Origin of the sequence: Streptomyces sp. NRRL S-340 (assembly GCF_000720185.1) — a bacterium.
In the GTDB taxonomy this organism is placed as follows: domain Bacteria; phylum Actinomycetota; class Actinomycetes; order Streptomycetales; family Streptomycetaceae; genus Streptomyces.
Window position 1 is genome coordinate 1 of record NZ_JOIY01000143.1, and the last position, 235, is coordinate 235.

1 protein-coding gene is annotated in these 235 nt (G+C 72.8%); it reads left to right on the forward strand.

From position 1 onward, the window contains the following. Positions 1 to 235 (forward strand): AMP-binding protein (locus tag IG64_RS37325; RefSeq protein ID WP_037865055.1); only part of this gene is annotated, 235 nt, incomplete at both ends.

Genomic DNA, 235 nt, shown 5'->3' on the forward strand with positions numbered 1-235 from the left:
GCCGGAGAGATCTACCTCGGCGGCCCCGGACTCGCCCGCGGCTACGCCAACCGCCCCGCACTCACCGCACAGCGCTTCATCGCCGACCCCTACGCCGACACCCCCGGCAGCCGCCTCTACCGCACCGGCGACCGCGCCCGCCGACGCCCCGACGGCACCCTCGAATACCTCGGACGCACCGACGACCAGATCAAACTCCGCGGCTTCCGCATCGAACCCGGCGAGATCGAAGCCG